The 15,927-nt window shown below is 76.5% G+C and carries 4 protein-coding genes; 1 reads left to right on the top strand and 3 read right to left on the bottom strand.

Annotated elements, in window-relative coordinates; all coding sequences use genetic code 11:
- Positions 1-80: 80 nt before the first annotated feature.
- Together B7P34_RS31010 and B7P34_RS31005 are read right to left on the bottom strand one after the other, a co-directional pair.
- Positions 81-6,554, bottom strand: a complete 6,474-nt coding sequence (locus B7P34_RS31010; RefSeq protein ID WP_223268408.1) for a non-ribosomal peptide synthetase — start codon at positions 6,552-6,554, stop codon at positions 81-83.
- A complete protein-coding gene (locus B7P34_RS31005; RefSeq protein ID WP_106681518.1) occupies positions 6,536-12,898 on the bottom strand; it encodes a non-ribosomal peptide synthetase in 6,363 nt (2,120 codons plus the stop codon). The genes B7P34_RS31010 and B7P34_RS31005 overlap by 19 nt, the downstream gene beginning before the upstream one ends.
- 287 nt (positions 12,899-13,185) lie before the next feature.
- Between B7P34_RS31005 and B7P34_RS31000 the strand changes: the two genes are divergently transcribed.
- Complete coding sequence (locus B7P34_RS31000) at positions 13,186-14,817, top strand: AMP-binding protein (RefSeq protein ID WP_106681517.1); 1,632 nt, start codon at positions 13,186-13,188, stop codon at positions 14,815-14,817.
- Positions 14,818-14,882: 65 nt separating this feature from the next.
- Here B7P34_RS31000 and B7P34_RS30995 read toward each other — a convergent pair.
- Positions 14,883-15,927, bottom strand: a 1,045-nt coding sequence (locus B7P34_RS30995) for a beta-ketoacyl-[acyl-carrier-protein] synthase family protein (RefSeq protein ID WP_106681516.1), incomplete at its 5' end; no start/stop codon positions are given.

The raw sequence follows: 15,927 nt of genomic DNA, 5'->3' as shown, positions 1-15,927 counted from the left end.
GCTGCCGGAAGCGGGGCCGGGGGCCCGCAAGGGGGGTTGCGCGCCGTCGGGGGGCGACGGCGCCGCTTCCGGCAGCGGTCTCATGCCGTGCCGGGGGAGTCCCACCCGGACACGAGGGCGTCGAGCTCGTCCTGGCCGAGGTCCAGGAGCGGCTCGTCGCCGGACGGCGGCTCGTCGTCCTCGCCGGGGGCCGCGTCGCGGGCGGCCCCGGCGAGTTCGGCGACGGTCTTGTGGGTGAAGACGTCGCGCGGGGAGATGTCGAGGCCCGCGGCGCGGGCCCGGGTGACGAGCTGGATGGACATGATGGAGTCGCCGCCGAGGTCGAAGAAGCTGTCGTCGATCCCGGCCTTCTCCACCTTGAGGACCTCCGCGAACAGGGCGCAGAGGGTCTCCTCGCGGGCGTCGCGCGGCGCCCGGCCGCCCGCGGACAGGAAGGCGGGCGCGGGCAGCGCCGCGCGGTCGAGCTTCCCGTTCGGGGTCACCGGCAGGGCGTCCAGTTCCACGAACGCGGCCGGCACCATGTACTCGGGCAGTTCGGCGGCGACGCGGTCGCGGAGCGCCGACGGGTCGGCCGCGGCGCCGGGCGCGGAGACCACGTAGGCGGCCAGGCGGCGGACGCCCGGCTCGTCCTCGCGGACGGTCACGACGGCCTGCCCCACGGCGGGGTCGGCGGCCAGGACGGCCTCGATCTCGCCCAGTTCGATGCGGAAGCCGCGCACCTTGACCTGGTGGTCGGTGCGGCCGAGGTATTCCAGGGAGCCCTCGGGGGTCCACCGCGCCAGGTCGCCGGAGCGGTACATGCGGGTGCCGGGCGGGCCGAACGGGTCGGCCACGAACCGCCCGGCCGACAGCGCGGGCCGGCGCAGGTAGCCGCGGGCCAGGCCGTCGCCCGCGATGTACACCTCGCCGGGGACGCCCGGCGGCACGGGGCGCAGGGCGGCGTCGAGGACGTAGACGCGGGTGCCGGTCACGGGGCGGCCCATGGGGGGCGCGGTGCGGCCGGTCACGGGGGAGCTCATGGTGGCCATGACCGTGGACTCGGTGGGGCCGTACGCGTTGACCATGCGGCGGCCGGGCGACCAGCGGGCGACCAGGTCGGGGCCGCAGGCCTCGCCGCCGACGACCAGGGTCGTCCCCTCGGGCAGGCCGCCCTCCGGGACCGCGGCCAGCGACGACGGCGGCAGCAGCAGGCAGGTGACGCCGTGCCGGGCGACCGTCGCGGCCAGCGGCGGCCCGGGCAGCAGGTCGTCCGCCGGTGCCACCACGGCGCGGGCGCCGGTGAGCAGGGCGGTCCACAGCTCCCACACGGCGGCGTCGAAGCTCGGCGAGGCGAAGAGCAGGACGCGGTCGGCGGCGGTGACGCCGAGGCGCTCGCGCTGCGTGGCGAGCATGGCGGCGATGCCGGAGTGGGTGACGAGGACGCCCTTGGGGCGGCCGGTCGAGCCCGAGGTGTAGATGACGTACGCGGCGGACGCGGGGGAGTGCGGTGCCGTGCGGTCCGCGTCGGTCAGGTCGGTGCCGGGCGTGCCGTCCGGGATGCCGAGGGTGTCGGCGAGGACCGGCTGCGGGCCCTCGGTGGGCGGCAGCGCCCCGGCCGTGGCCGTGGTGGCGAGCAGCAGGCCGGGGCGGGCGTCGCGCAGGACGAACGCGATCCGCTCGGCGGGGTAGGCGACGTCGACCGGCAGGTAGGCGGCGCCGGTCTTCAGGACGGCCAGGATCGTGACGACGGTCCGCACCGAGCGGTCCATGGCCACGGCGACCAGCTGCTCCGGCCCGGCGCCGAGGCGGACCAGGACGCGGGCCACCCGGTTGGCCCGCTCGTTGAGCTCGGTGTAGGTGAGCTCGGTGGTGCCGTCGGTCACGGCCACGGCACCGGGAGTGCGCCGGGCCTGCTCCTCGAAGAGCGCGGGCAGGGTGGCGGGGGCCGGTGCGGGGGCGGCGGGGGCGAGGCCCCCGAGCTCGCCGAGGATCCGCTCGCGCTCGGCGCCGGCCAGCAGCGGGACGCGGCCCACGGGGGTGTGCGGCGCAGCGGTGAACTCCTCCAGGACGCGGCGCACGCGGTCGGCGAGGCCCTCTGCGGTCGCGTGGCCGAAGAGGTCGGCCCGGTAGTTGAGTTCGATGCTGAGCCGCTCGCCGGGGACCACGACCAGGCTCAGCGGGTAGTGGGTGGCGCCCGGCGCCGCGCTGCCGTCCACGGAGATCCGCAGGCCGGGGACCTGCCGCTGCACGGCCTCGCCGTCGAGGGGGGTGTTCTCGAACCCGACGACGGTGTCGAAGAGTTCGCCGAGGCCGGCGGCGCGCTGGATGTCGGCGAGCCCGAGGTGGTGGTGGGCGGTGAGCGCGGCCTGGGCCTCCTGGAGCCGGGCCAGGCCGGCGGCCAGGGGCTCGGCCGGGTCGAGGCGCACGCGGACGGGCGCGGTGTTCATCAGCAGGCCGACCATGTCCTCGGCGCCCGCGAGCTGCGGGGGCCGCCCTGCGACGGTAGCGCCGAAGACGACGTCGTGGCGGCCCGTCAGCTGGCCGAGGACCAAGCCCCAGGCGCCCTGCACGACCGTGTTGACGGTCAGCCCGGCGGCGCGGGCGGCTCCGGCGAGGGCGCGGGTCCGCGCCGGGTCCAGGGACACGGCCGCGAGGGCGGGCACGCGGGCCTCGCCCGCGTCCGCGCCGGGCGCGACGAGCGTGGGCTCGGCGAGGCCGGCGAGGGCCTCCTGCCAGGCCGCCGCCGCGGCGTCGCGGTCCTGGGCGCCGAGCCAGGCGAGGTAGTCGCGGAAGGGGACGACGGCCGGGAGGGCGGTGCCGCTGCCGCCGCGCGCGTACGCCTCGAACAGGTCGCGGAACATCAGCGGCAGCGACCAGCCGTCCAGCAGGATGTGATGGTGCGTCAGCAGCAGGAGGTGGCGGTCCGCGGCGAGCCGTACGAGGGCGACGCGCAGCAGGGGCGCCCGCGCGGGATCGAAGGCGCGGACGCGGTCCTCGGCGAGCAGCCGCGCGACGCGCTCGCGCCGCTCGTCCTCCGCGAGGCCGGAGAAGTCGTACTCCTGCCAGGGCACTTCGGCGGTCGCCGGCACCACCTGCACGGGACGGCCCGACGCCAGCTGGACGAAGCAGGCCCGCAGGCCCGCGTGGCGGTCGAGCAGCGCGCCGAAAGCCGCGCGCAGGACGGCCGGGGCCAGCTCGCCGGCCAGCTCCAGGGGGCGCTGGGTGATGTAGACGTCCACGCCGCCCTCGGCGAGCAGGGCGTGGAAGTGCATGCCCTGCTGCAGCGGGGTCAGCGGCAGCACGTCCGCCGCGTCCGGGTGCAGCGCGGCCAGCTCGGCCCGCTCCTCGGCGGTGAGCGTGAGCAGCGGCCCCTGCGGCGCGGCCTCCGCGCCCGGCGCGGAGGCGTCGCGGGCGGCGAGGGCCAGGGCGGCGGGCGTGCGGTGGACGAAGACGTCCTTGGGCGTGAGGACGAGGCCCTCCTTGCGGGCCCGCGAGGCCAGGCGCATGGAGGCGATCGAGTCGCCGCCCAGGTCGAAGAAGCCGTCGTCGGCGCCGGTCCCCTCGGCGCCCAGGACCTCGTCGAAGAGGGCGCACAGCAGGCGCTCGCGCGCGTCGCGCGGGGCGGCCCCGGTGCCGGAGCCGGTGATGCGGGGCGCGGGCAGGGCCGCGCGGTCCAGCTTGCCGTTGCCGGTCAGCGGCAGCGCGTCCAGCGTCACGAAGGCCGCGGGCACCATGTAGGCGGGGAGCGCGGCGGCCGCCCGCTCCCGCAGCGCCGCCGCGTCGGGCTCCGCGCCCGGAGCGGGGACGGTGTAGGCCACGAGGCGCTGCGCGCCGGGCCGGTCCTCGCGCACCACGACCGCGACGTCGGCGACGGCCGGGTCGGCGGCGAGCACGGTCTCGATCTCGCCGGGCTCGACCCGGAAGCCGCGGATCTTGATCTGGTCGTCGGCGCGGCCGGCGAAGGCCAGGGCGCCGCCGGCGGTGCGCCGGCCGCGGTCGCCGGTGCGGTACATGAGCGTGCCGGGCGCCCCGAACGGGTCGGCCACGAACCGGTCGGCCGTCATGCCGGGCCTGCCGAGGTAGCCGCGGGCCAGGCCGGCGCCGGCGATGTAGAGCTCGCCGTCGACCCCGGCGGGCACCGGGCGCAGCCGGTCGTCGAGGACGTAGACGCGGAGGTTGTCGGCGGGCCGCCCGATGACGGGCTGCTCGCTGTCGGCCATGCGGCAGGACACCGCGTCGACGGTGCACTCGGCGGGCCCGTACAGGTTGCGGGCGGAGACCCCGCTCGCGCGGAGCTCCTGCCACAGGGCCTCGCCGACGGCCTCGCCGCCGAGCGCGAGGGTGCGCAGCCGGTGGCCGGGGCCGTCGAGCAGCCCGGCGGCCATCAGCTGGCGGGCGAAGCCGGGAGTGGTGTCGAGGAGGTCGACGGCGTGCCGCGCGGTGTAGGCGACGAGGGCCTCGGGGTCCTTGCGGGTGTCGTCGTCGACGAGGTGCAGCTCGTGCCCGGCGACGAGCCACAGGAGCTGGCTCCAGGAGGCGTCGAAGACCAGGGCGTTGGTGAGCGCCACCCGGAACTGCCGCCCGCCGGCCGCCGCGGCCTCGGGCTCGAAGAAGGTGACGCGGTGGCTGTGGAACATGTTGGCGAGGCTGCGGTGCTCCACCGCCACGCCCTTGGGGCGGCCGGTCGAGCCGGAGGTGTGGATCACGTACGCGAGGTGGCCGGGCAGCAGCGGCCGGGTCCGGTCGGCGTCGTCCAGGTCCCCGGCGGGTCCGGTGAGCTCCAGGCCGTCGAGGAGGAGCAGGCGGGGCGCGACCGCGTCCGGCAGGGCGGCGGCCGTGTCCCGGGCGGCGAGGACCACCTCGGGGGCGACCTCGTCGCAGACGGCGGCGAGCCGCTCCGCCGGGTTGCCGGGGTCGATCGGCACGTACGCGGCGCCGGACTTGAGGATGGCGAGGATCGCGGTGACGGCGTCGGCGGTGCGGGGCAGGGCCATCGCGACGTGCCGCTCGGGGCCGGCGCCGCGCCGGACGAGCTCGCGCGCCAGCCGGTTCGCGCGGGCGTTGAGCCCGGCGAACGTCAGCCGCTCGTCGCCGCACACGACGGCGGTGGCGTCGGGCGTGCGGCGCACCTGGGCCTCGAACAGCTCGGGGAGGGTGCCCGGCGGGACGGCGCGGGCGGTGTCGTTCCACTCCTCCAGCACCTGCTGCCGCTCGCCGGGGGCGAGCAGGTCCAGGGAGCCGACGGGCGTGTCCGGGCGGTCGAGGACGGCCTCCAGCAGCAGCCGGAGCCGGCCGAGGAGCGCCGCGGCCTCCCCGGCGCCGCACACGTCGTCGCGGTGGTTGAGCTCGAAGCGCAGCCGCTCGCCGGGGTAGACGGCGAGGCTGAGCGGGTAGTGGGTGCCCTCGGGCGCCTCGTCGGCGGGGGTGCTCCCGGCGGCCATGGCGATCCGCAGGCCGGGGACGACGCCGCGCGCGATGGCGGGGTGGATGGGGTAGTTCTCGAACGCGACGGTGGTGTCGAAGAGTTCGCTGCGTCCGGTGGCGCGGTGGATGTCGGCGAGGCCCAGGTACTGGTGGCCGCTGAGGGCCGCCTGCTCGTCCTGGAGGCGGGCGAGCAGCTCGCCCAGGGGCTCGTCGGCGTCGATCCGCACGCGCGCCGGCACGGTGTTGATGAGCAGGCCGACCATGCCGTCGACGCCGGGCACCTCGGCCGGGCGTCCGGCGACGGTCGCGCCGAAGACCACGTCCCGCTGCCCGGTGAGCATCCCGAGCAGCAGGGCCCAGGCGCCCTGGACGACGGTGTTGAGGGTCAGGGCGCGGCCGCGGGCGGCGGCGGTGAGGGCCGCGGAGAGGTCTTCGGGCAGCTCCAGGAGGACGCGCCGCTGCCTGCCGCCGCCGCCCGCCCGGTCGGCGCCGGGGGCGATCAGCGTCGGGCCGGGCAGGTCCGCCAGGGCCGTGCGCCAGGCGGCCTCCGCCTCGGTGCGGTCCTGGGCGGCGAGCCAGCCCAGGTAGTCGCCGAACGGGGCGACGTCCTCCAGGGACGAGGCGTCGCCGCCGAGCCGGTAGAGGCGGAACAGGTCGCGGATGACGATGGGCAGCGACCAGCCGTCGATCAGGATGTGGTGGTTGGTCAGGACGAGGACGTGCCGCCCCTCCTCCAGCCGGACGAGGGTGAAGCGGATCAGCGGCGGCTTGGCCATGGCGAACCGGCGGGTGCGGTCCTCCGCCAGCAGCCGCTCCAGGCGGGCGGTGCGCTCCCCGGGCCCGAAGCCGCTCAGGTCGGCCTCCTCCCAGGGCAGTTCCACCTTCCGGGCGACGGCCTGGACGGCCTCGCCGGAGCGGCGCTGGAGGAAGCCGGCGCGCAGCCCGGAGTGGCGGCGCAGCAGGGCCTCGCAGGCCTGCCGCAGCCGGGCCACGTCCAGGTCGCCGGTCAGCTCCAGCGGGGACTGCATGTTGTAGAAGTCGGTGCCGCCGCCCTCGCCGTCGTAGAGGGAGTGGAAGAGCATGCCCTCCTGCAGGGGCGACAGCGGGAGGACCGCTTCCAGAGACGTCTGCTTCACTGCGAGATCTCCCATTGGGCTTCGAGCTCCTCGAGCTCGTCCAGGTCGAGGGACACGAGGGGGCCGGCCGGCGGCGCGTAGGCGGCGCTGGGGGCGACCTCCTCGGCGGCGAGGGCCAGGGCGGCCACGGTCCTGTGGGTGAACACGTCGCGGGGGCCGATGGCGAGCCCCGCGGCGCGGGCCCGGCCCGCGAGCCGGGTGGAGATGATCGAGTCACCTCCGAGGTCGAAGAAGCTGTCGTCGATGCCGACGCGCTCCACGCCGAGGAGTTCGGCGAACAGGTCGCACAGCAGCCGCTCGCGCTCGTCGCGCGGGGCGCGGCCCGCGGGCGCGGCCGGGAGCTCCGGCGCGGGCAGCGCCTTGCGGTCGAGCTTGCCGTTGGGGGTCAGCGGCAGCTCCGGCAGTTCGACGAAGGCGGCCGGGACCATGGCGGCGGTCAGTTCGCGGACCGCGCGTTCGCGCAGGCCGCCGGTGGCCGTGCCGGGCTCGCCGGAGGGCACCACGTAGGCGACGATCCGCCGGATGCCGGGCCGGTCCTCGCGGATGACGGCGGCAGCGCGGGCGACGCCGGGGGCGGCGCTCAGCACGGTCTCGATCTCGCCGAGCTCGACGCGGTGGCCGCGGATCTTGACCTGGTGGTCGGCGCGGCCGAGGTAGGCGAGCTCGCCGCCGGGGCGGCGCAGGCCGAGGTCGCCGGTGCGGTACATGCGGCTGCCGGGCGGGCCGTAGGGGTCGGCCAGGAAGCGTTCGGAGGTCAGGCCGGGCCGGCCCGCGTAGCCGAGGGTCACGCCGCGGCCGCTGATGTACAGCTCGCCGGGGACGCCCGTGGGCACGGGCCGCAGGCTGCTGTCGAGGACGTGGACGCGCAGGTTGTCGGCGGGCAGGCCGACGGGCACCGACCCGGTCGCCTCGCCGGGGCGGGCGTGCCAGGACGTGGTGTAGACGGACACCTCGGTCGGCCCGTACAGGTTGTGGAGCTCGGCGGCGCAGACGTGGGAGAACCGCTCGACGAGCCCGGCCGTCATCGCCTCGCCGCCGCAGAACACCCGGCGCAGGCTGGTGCAGGCCTCGGTGCCCTCCTCCTGCAGGAACAGCTCCAGCGTCGAGGGCACGAACTGGGCGACGGTGACCCGCTCGCGGCGGATGAGCGCGGGCAGCTCGCCGGGGGTCTCCTGGGCGCCGGGGTGGGCGACGACCACGGCCGCGCCGGCCAGCACCGGCCAGAAGATCTCCCACACCGACGGGTCGAAGCTCATCGACGTGCGCTGCAGCACCCGGTCGTCCGGTCCGAGCGGGAAGCGGTCCTGCATCCAGCGCAGGTAGTTGGCGATGCCGTCGTGGGCGACGACGATCCCCTTGGGCCGGCCGGTGGAGCCGGAGGTGTGGATGACGTAGGCCGGGTGCAGGGGGTGCAGCGCCGGGCGGGGGGCGGGGTGGTCCTCGGGGAGGGAGTCCGCGGCCTCGGTCAGGGCCGCGTACGCCTCCTCGTCGACGACCAGGGCCGGGGCGGCGTCCTCCAGCATCCGCTCGATGCGCTCGCGCGGGTAGTCCAGGTCGAGCGGCAGGTAGGCGGCACCGGCCTTGAGGACGGCGTGCAGGGCGGTCAGCAGGGCGGCCGAGCGGGGGAGGGCGACGCCGACCACCCGGCCGGGGGCCGCGCCGCGCGCGGCGAGGACGGACGCCAGCCGGCCCGCCCTGCGGTCCAGTTCGGCGTACGTGAGGCGCTCGTCGCCGTCGATGACGGCCACGGCCCCGGGCGTCCGCCGCACCCGCTCCTCGAACAGGGCCGCGAGGGTGGTGGGTTCGTGGTCGCGGTCCGTGGCGTTGCCCGCCCGCAGCAGCGCGGCGCGCTCCTGCGCGGGGAGCAGGTCGGTGCTCCCGACGGGGGTGTGGGGTGCGGTGGCGAAGGTCTCCAGGGCGCGCCGCACCCGCTCCGTCAGCTCCCGGGCCTCCGCGGCTGTGAACAGGTCGGCGCGGTAGGTGAGTTCGAGCCGCATGCGGTCGCCGGGGACGACGATGAGGGTGAGGGGGTAGTGGGTGGCGCCGGTGGCGTCGCCCTCCTCGGGCGTGACGCGGAGGCCGGGGACCGCGCGCCGGATCGCGGCGCGGTCCAGCGGGGCGTTCTCGAAGACGGTGGTGGTGTCGAACAGCTCGGCCGTGCCCGCGGCGCGGTGGATGCCGGCGAGCCCCAGGTAGTGGTACGCGCCGAGCGCGGCCTGGTCGTCCTGGAGCCGGGCGAGGAGCGCGGCCAGCGGCTCGGCCGGGTCGAGCCGTACGCGGACGGGCACGGTGTTCATGAGCAGGCCGACCATCGACTCGACGCCGGGCAGCAGCGGCGGCCGGCCGGAGACCGTGGAGCCGAGGACGACGTCGTCGCGGCCGGTCAGCAGGGCGAGCAGCAGGGCCCACGCGCCCTGCACGACGGTGTTGACCGTCAGGTCCAGGGACCGGGCCGTCGCGGTGAGCGCGGCCGTCAGCTCCTCGGGCAGCTCGGCCACGGCCAGGCCCGGCATGGCGGCGGCCGCCGGGGCACCGGGAGCCACGAGCGTGGGGGCCTCCAGGCCGGCGAGGGCGCCGCGCCAGGCGTCCGCGGCGGCGTCGTGGTCCTGGGCGGACAGCCAGGCCAGGTAGTCCTCGAAGGAGACCGCCGGGGGCAGGGCGCCGTCACCGCCGTGGGTGTACAGCGCGAACAGGTCGCGCAGGATGAGCGGCATCGACCAGCCGTCGAAGAGGATGTGGTGGCAGGTCAGCACGAGCAGGTGCCGCTCGGGTGCCGTGCGGACGAGGGTGAAGCGGATGAGCGGCGGGGCGGCGAGGTCGAAGCCGTCGGCCTTGTCCGCTGCGAGCAGCTCCGCGAGCCGGCCGTCCCGGACGGCCGGGTCCTCGCCGCTCAGGTCGGCCTCGGCCCACGGCACCGTGACGTGACGGGCGATCAGCTGCAGCGGCTCGCCGGACTCGCTCTGCCCGAAGCCGGCCCGCAGCGCGGCGTGCCGGTCGACGAGGCCCTGGCAGGCGGCGCGCAGGGCGGGTGCCGACAGGTCGCCGGCGAGCCCGAAGACCTTCTGGATGGTGTACGGGTCGCTGGCCTCGCCCGCGGTGTAGAGGGCGTGGAAGTGCATGCCCTCCTGAAGGGGCGTCAGCGGCAGCACGGCGTCCAGGCCGAAGCCGGCCCAGCGCTCCTCCAGCCGCTCGCGCTCGCCCGGGAGCATCGCGGGCGTCAGGTCGGCCGCATCCGTGACCGGGGCGTCCTCGGGGGCGACAGCCGCGGCGCAGGCGGCCAGCGCCGCCACGGTCTTGTGCGTGAAGACGTCCTGGGGCGTCAGGCGGTAGCCGGCCTTGGCGGCGCGCGTGACGAACTGGATCGCCACGATCGAGTCGCCGCCGAGGTCGAAGAAGTTGTCGTCGATGCCCACGCCCGTGGCGCCCAGGACGTCGGCGACGAGCTCGCACAGCACCCGTTCGCGCTCGTCGCGCGGGGCGCGGCTGTCGTCGGCCCCGGTGAACTCGGGCGCCGGCAGGGCGTTGCGGTCCAGCTTGCCGCTGGGCGTGAGCGGGAAGCCGGTCAGCGGGACGAACGCCGCGGGCACCATGTAGTCGGGCAGGGAGGCGGCGAGGGCGGTGCGCAGGACCGCCGGGTCGGCTTCCGCGCCCGCGGCGGGGACGACGTAGGCGACCAGGCGCCGGACGCCCTTGGCGTCCTCGCGCACCACGACGACGGCCCGCTGCACCGAGGGCTCGTCGGTGAGCCGGGCCTCGATCTCCCCGGGCTCGATGCGGAAGCCGCGCACCTTGACCTGGGCGTCGGAGCGGCCCAGGTAGTCCAGCTGGCCGTCCGGCCTGCGGCGGACCACGTCGCCCGTGCGGTACATGCGGGTGCCGGGGGCGCCGAAGGGGTCGGCGACGAACCGTTGCGCGGTCAGCCCGGTCCGCCGGTGGTAGCCGTGCGCGAGGCCGGGGCCCGCGACGTAGAGCTCGCCGGCGGTGCCGGGCGGCACCGGCCGCAGCGCGTCGTCGAGCACGTAGGCCCGCATCCCGTTGACCGGCGTGCCGATGGGCGGCACGGTGCGGCCCGCGAGCGGCGTGCTCATGGTGGAGAGGACGGTGGCCTCGGTGGGCCCGTAGGCGTTGATCATGCGGCGGCCGGGCGACCAGCGCTCGACGAGGTCGGGCGGGCAGGCCTCGGCGGCCACGAGGAGCGAGATGTCTTCGGGCAGGCTGCCTTCGGGCATGGCCGCGAGGGCGCTGGGCGCCAGCATCATCAGGTCCGCGCCGGTCTCCGCGACGAGCGCGGCCAGGGGCGGTCCGGGCATCATGCGCTCCCGCCCGGCCACCACGGCGCAGGCGCCGGTGAGGAGGGCGGTGCACAGCTCCCACACGGAGGCGTCGAAGCTGGGCGAGGCGAACATCAGGACGCGGTTGCCGGGCCGCGGCCGCAGCCGCTCGACCTGGGTGGCCAGGAGGGACGCCAGGCCGGTGTGGGGGACGACGACGCCCTTGGGGCGGCCGGTCGACCCGGAGGTGAAGATGACGTAGGCGGCGTGGCCGGGCAGCAGCGGGCCCGTGCGGTCGGCGTCCGTGAGGTCGGTGCCGGGCACGGCGCCGGGGACGGCCTGCTCGTCCAGGCACAGCACGGTGCGGCCGGGCGCGGCGAAGGCGGCCGCGTGGGCGCGGGTGGTGAGGACGATCCCGGGGGCCGCGTCGTCGAGCATGTCCGCGATGCGCGCGGCGGGATAGGCGGTGTCGACGGGCACGTGGGCCGCGCCGGACTTCGCCACGGCGAGCAGGGCCACGAGGGCTTCGGCGGTGCGCGGCATGGCCGCCGCGACGAAGTCGCCGGGGCCCGCGCCGTGTTCCACCAGGACGCGCGCCAGCCGGTTCGCGCGCGTGTTGAGCTCGTCGTAGCTCAGGCGCACGTCCCCGTCGAGGACGGCGTCGGCGCCGGGCGTGCGCCGCACCTGGGCCTCGAAGAGGGCGGGCAGCGTGGCGGCCGGGGCGGCGGGGACGGCCGGCTGCCGCAGCAGCTCCTCCCGCTCGTCGTCCGTCAGCAGGCCGAGGCGGCCCAGCGGCAGGTCCGGCGCGGCGCCGGCCAGGGACCGCAGGAAGGCGAGGAAGCGCTGCTGGTGGGCGTCGGCCTCGGCGGCGGTGTACCGGTCGGAGGCGGCCTCGAACTCGATCTCCAGGCCCGCTCCGCCGGGCCCGGGGCGCACGTTGACGCTGAGGTCGCCCACGGGGCCGCTGGCCAGGGTGACGGACGTGGTGCGGTGCCCGCCGAGCCGCAGTTCCGCGGACGTGGGCTGGATGTTGACGGACACCCCGAAGAGCTGTTCCCCGGAGCCGAGGAGCTTCAGGTCGCGGCGCAGGTCCTCGTACGGGAAGCACTGGTGGGCCAGCAGCTCGCCGAGCTCCTGCGCGACGTGCCGCAGCAGCTGCGCGCGGGTCATGGCCGGGTCGACGGCGACGCGCAGCGGGAGCTGGTTGGAGAGCATGCCCGGCGTGCTGAGCGCGGTGGCGGTGCGGCGGGCGGTCACCGGGATGCCCAGGGTGATGTCGCGCCGGCCGGTCATGCCGTGCAGGAAGGCGGCCACGGCCGCGACCACCGGGACGGTCCAGGGGGTGCGGGCCTCGCGGCCGGCCGCCCGGATCGCGGCGAGCTCCTCCTCGGGGAGGTGCACGGTGCGGGCGTGCGGGACGCCCGGGGTGCCCGGCGGGCGCTCGGAGAGGCTGACGGCGTCGGGGCGGTCGGCGAACCGGGCGAGCCAGTGGTCGCGGTCGGCCGCGTACTGCTCCGAGGCGCGGTAGGCGGCCTCCTCCTCCACCAGGGCGCTCACCGTGCCCAGCGGCTCGCCGGCCGGCTCCGCACCGGCCACGAGGGCGTCGTAGTGCTCGGCCACCCGGCGCGTGAGCACCACGCCGCCGTACGCGTCGACGAGCAGGTGGTGGCAGCGGTTGTACCAGACGGCGTGCTCGTCACCGAGCAGCAGCAGCGCGTCCAGCGACAGGACGTCGCCCAGCAGGTCGAGCGGGGTGGTGCGGTCGGTCTCCATCCACCGGCGGGCGGCCTCCAGCGGCTCCGGGGCGCTGCGGAGGTCGACGGTGCGCCAGGAGGTGTTGCCGCGCTCGGCGAACTCCTGGCGGGCACCGTGCTCCGTCTCGTGGAAGCGGACGTCGAAGGTCCCGCACTCCAGCTCGGCCCGCCGGATGGCCCGGCGCAGGAGCTCCGCGTCGACCGGTCCGTGGATCTCCAGGTACGTCGCCAGGTTGAAGGTCGCCGCAGCCGGCCCGAAGCGGTGCGAGAACCAGACGCCGCGCTGGGCAGCGGTCAGCGGAAGGGACGTGCCCTCGGCGGAGAGTGGACTCATCTGACTACGAACACCTTCCTGGCGCACGGACGCGCCCAGTTCAGCGGGTGCCTGTTAAAGCGGGTGCCTGTTAAGGGGTGCTCCGGAGCCTTCCGCGGCCGTGCCGCGCCCGCCAGGAAAGCCGACCGGCAATCGGGGTTGCTGGTCCGTTGCTGGTGCGTTGCTGGTCAGGGGCCGGTGAAAGGTGCCGGGGCGGCCGGAGTTACCGGATTCTTGCCTGGAGTGCGGCCGGGGCGGATTGCGAGGATGGCCCGGTTCCGACTCACCACGCGAGAGGACCACGAGCGTTGAGCATTCCCGACAGGACCCTGCTGGAGTGGCTGGAGGAGCCCTCCACCGAGCGCGGCCTGCACTTCGCGGACGTCCGCGACGCATGGACCTTCCGGTCGTACGCCGAACTGGCCGGGCTGACGCTGCGGACCGCGGAGGCCCTGCGGCGGCGCGGGGTGCGCCGCGACGACGTCGTGGTGATCGTCCAGCGGTCCAGCCCCGGATTCGTCGCCGGCCTCTTCGGCGCGATGGCCGCCGGCGCCACGCCCTGCTCCATCGCGCCCCCGTTCGCCTTCCAGCGGGCCGACGACTACGACAAGCACGTCAGCCACCTCTTCGCCACCGCCGCCCCCGCGCTGACGGTCTGCGACGAGGACTCGCTGGACCACGTCGCCAAGATCACCGCGAACCTTGGCCTGCCCGCGCCCGTCGTCTTCGGCGAGCTCATCGACGGCGTCGCCCCCGCACCACGCCCCTACCCGCCCGCCGAATCGGCGCTGCTGCAGTTCACCTCGGGCTCCAGCGGCTTCTCGCGCGGCGTGCGGATCAGCGGGGCGGCACTGCGCGCGAACGTCACCGCGATGCGCCGCTGGCTCGACTGGTCGCCGGAGCTGCCCGGCATCGCCTGGCTGCCGGTCCACCACGACATGGGCCTCATCGGCTGCCTGATGAACATCATCACCACCGGCTGCGACGGCTGGATGATGCAGCCCGAGGACTTCATCCGCTCGCCGCTGCGCTACCTGCGCTGCATCAGCGAGCAGCGCGTCGGGCTCGCCGCCATGCCCAACTTCGGCCTGGCCTACATCCTGCGCCGCGTGAAGCCCGCCGACCTGGAGGGCCTGCGCTTCGACTCGCTGCGCTCGGTCATCCTGGGCGCCGAGCGCATCGACCCCCAGGTGCTGGAGGCGCTGGAGGAGCTGCTGGGCCCGCACGGCTTCGACCGCCGCGCCCTGCTGCCCGCCTACGGCGGCGCGGAGTGCACGCTCGCCGCCACCGGGCTCCCGCTGGGCGAGGGCTGGACGGCGCGGGCACCGGAGTCGGGCGCTGCGGGCTCGCCCGCGGACGCCCGCATCGTCGGCTGCGGACGGCCCCTCGAAGGCGTGGGGATCAGCGTCGTGGACGACGACGGCGCCCCGCTGCCCGACGGAGCGGTCGGCGAGATCCTCGTCTCCGGCACGTCGCTGGCCTCCGGCTACGTCGGGGACGCGGGCACCGCGTCGGGGACGAGCATCGGCGCGGAGACCCTGCGCACCGGCGACGCGGGCTTCCTCCACGACGGGCAGCTGTTCGTCGTCGGGCGGCTCGGCGACGGCCTGAAGGTGCACGGCCGCATGGTCTTCGCGGAGAGCCTGGAGGCCCGGCTGCACGAACTGGGCGTCCCGGAGCGGCGGGTGGCCGTCCTGCTCGGCGTGCGCGACGGCGCGCCGACCGGCGCCGTGGTCCTGGAGAACGCCCGGCCGGGCTGGAAGCGCGCGGCCCACGAGGTGCTGTCCGACGCGCTGACGGACGCGCGACTCCTGGCGGTGGACGTGCCGCGCGGCGGGCTGGCCGTCACCTCCAGCGGCAAGCCGCGCCGCCGCGTGATGTGGAAGGCCCTCACCGAGGGCACGCTGCCGGGCACGACCGGGCCGCTGATCGCGGACTGAACCGGCACCCGTCACGCGCGCAGGGCCCGTACCCCGGGGGGTACGGGCCCTGCGCGTTGAGGTGTTCAGCTCTCCGTGCGGAAGGCGAGGACCACGTTGTGGCCGCCGAAGGCGGCGCAGTTGCTGAGGGCTGCGCTCCGCCCGGCCGGCAGCGGGCGGGGCGCGTCGCGCACCACGTCCAGCTCGATGGCGTCGTCGGGGTCGTCGACGTTGATCGTCGGCGGCGCGGTGCGGGTGCTCAGGGCGCGGACGGTGAGGACCGCCCCGAGGGCGCCCGCGGCACCGATGAGGTGCCCGGTGGCCGACTTGGTCGCCGAGACGGCGTAGCCGCCGGTGCCGAGCACGGAGCACAGGGCGCGGCTCTCGGCCAGGTCGCCCTGCTGCGTGGAGGTCGCGTGCGTCCCCACGTACCCGATGTCGGCGGGGCGCAGGCCGCCGTCCTCCAGGGCTTTGCCCAGGGCGCGGGCCATGCCGCGGCCGCCGGGCTCGGGCCGCACCATGTGGTGGGCGTCCGAGCTCGTCCCGGCGCCCGCGAGGACGCAGTGGACGCGGGCGCCGCGCGCCCGGGCGTGCCGGGCGGACTCCAGGACCAGGACGGCCGCGCCCTCGCCGAGGACGAAGCCGTCACGCTGCTTGTCGTACGGCCGGGAGGCGTGCCGGGGGGCGTCGTTGCGCCGGGACATGGCGTTCATGGCCGCGAAGGCGGTGAAGGTCAGCGGGTGGACCATCGCCTCCGTGCCGCCGACCGCGACCACGTCCGCCCGGCCGAGCCGGATCATGTCCAGGCCGGCGGCGACCGCTTCGGCGCCCGCCGCGCAGGCGGTCGCGGGCGCGTGCGCCCCGGCCCGGGCGTTGAGCTCCAGGGCGGCCAGCCCCGCCGAGCCGTTGGCCATCAGCATGGGCACGGCGAACGGCGAGATCTGCCGCTCGCGGTGCGTGCGCAGCAGTTCGTCGCTGGCCAGCAGTGTGGTCAGGCCGCCGATGCCGCTGCCCACGGCCACGCCGACGCGGTCGGGGTCGGGCAGCCCGGGGCCGCCGGCGGGGCCGGTGAACCCGGCGTCCGCCCACGCCTCGGGCCCCCGCGTCCTCCCTCGACCCCGCCATCGCCGC

Origin of the sequence: Streptosporangium nondiastaticum (assembly GCF_003011965.1) — a bacterium.
Lineage (GTDB): Bacteria > Actinomycetota > Actinomycetes > Streptomycetales > Streptomycetaceae > Streptomyces > Streptomyces nondiastaticus.
Note: the sequence above shows the minus strand (reverse complement) of the source record. Positions and strands in the feature narration are given on the sequence as shown.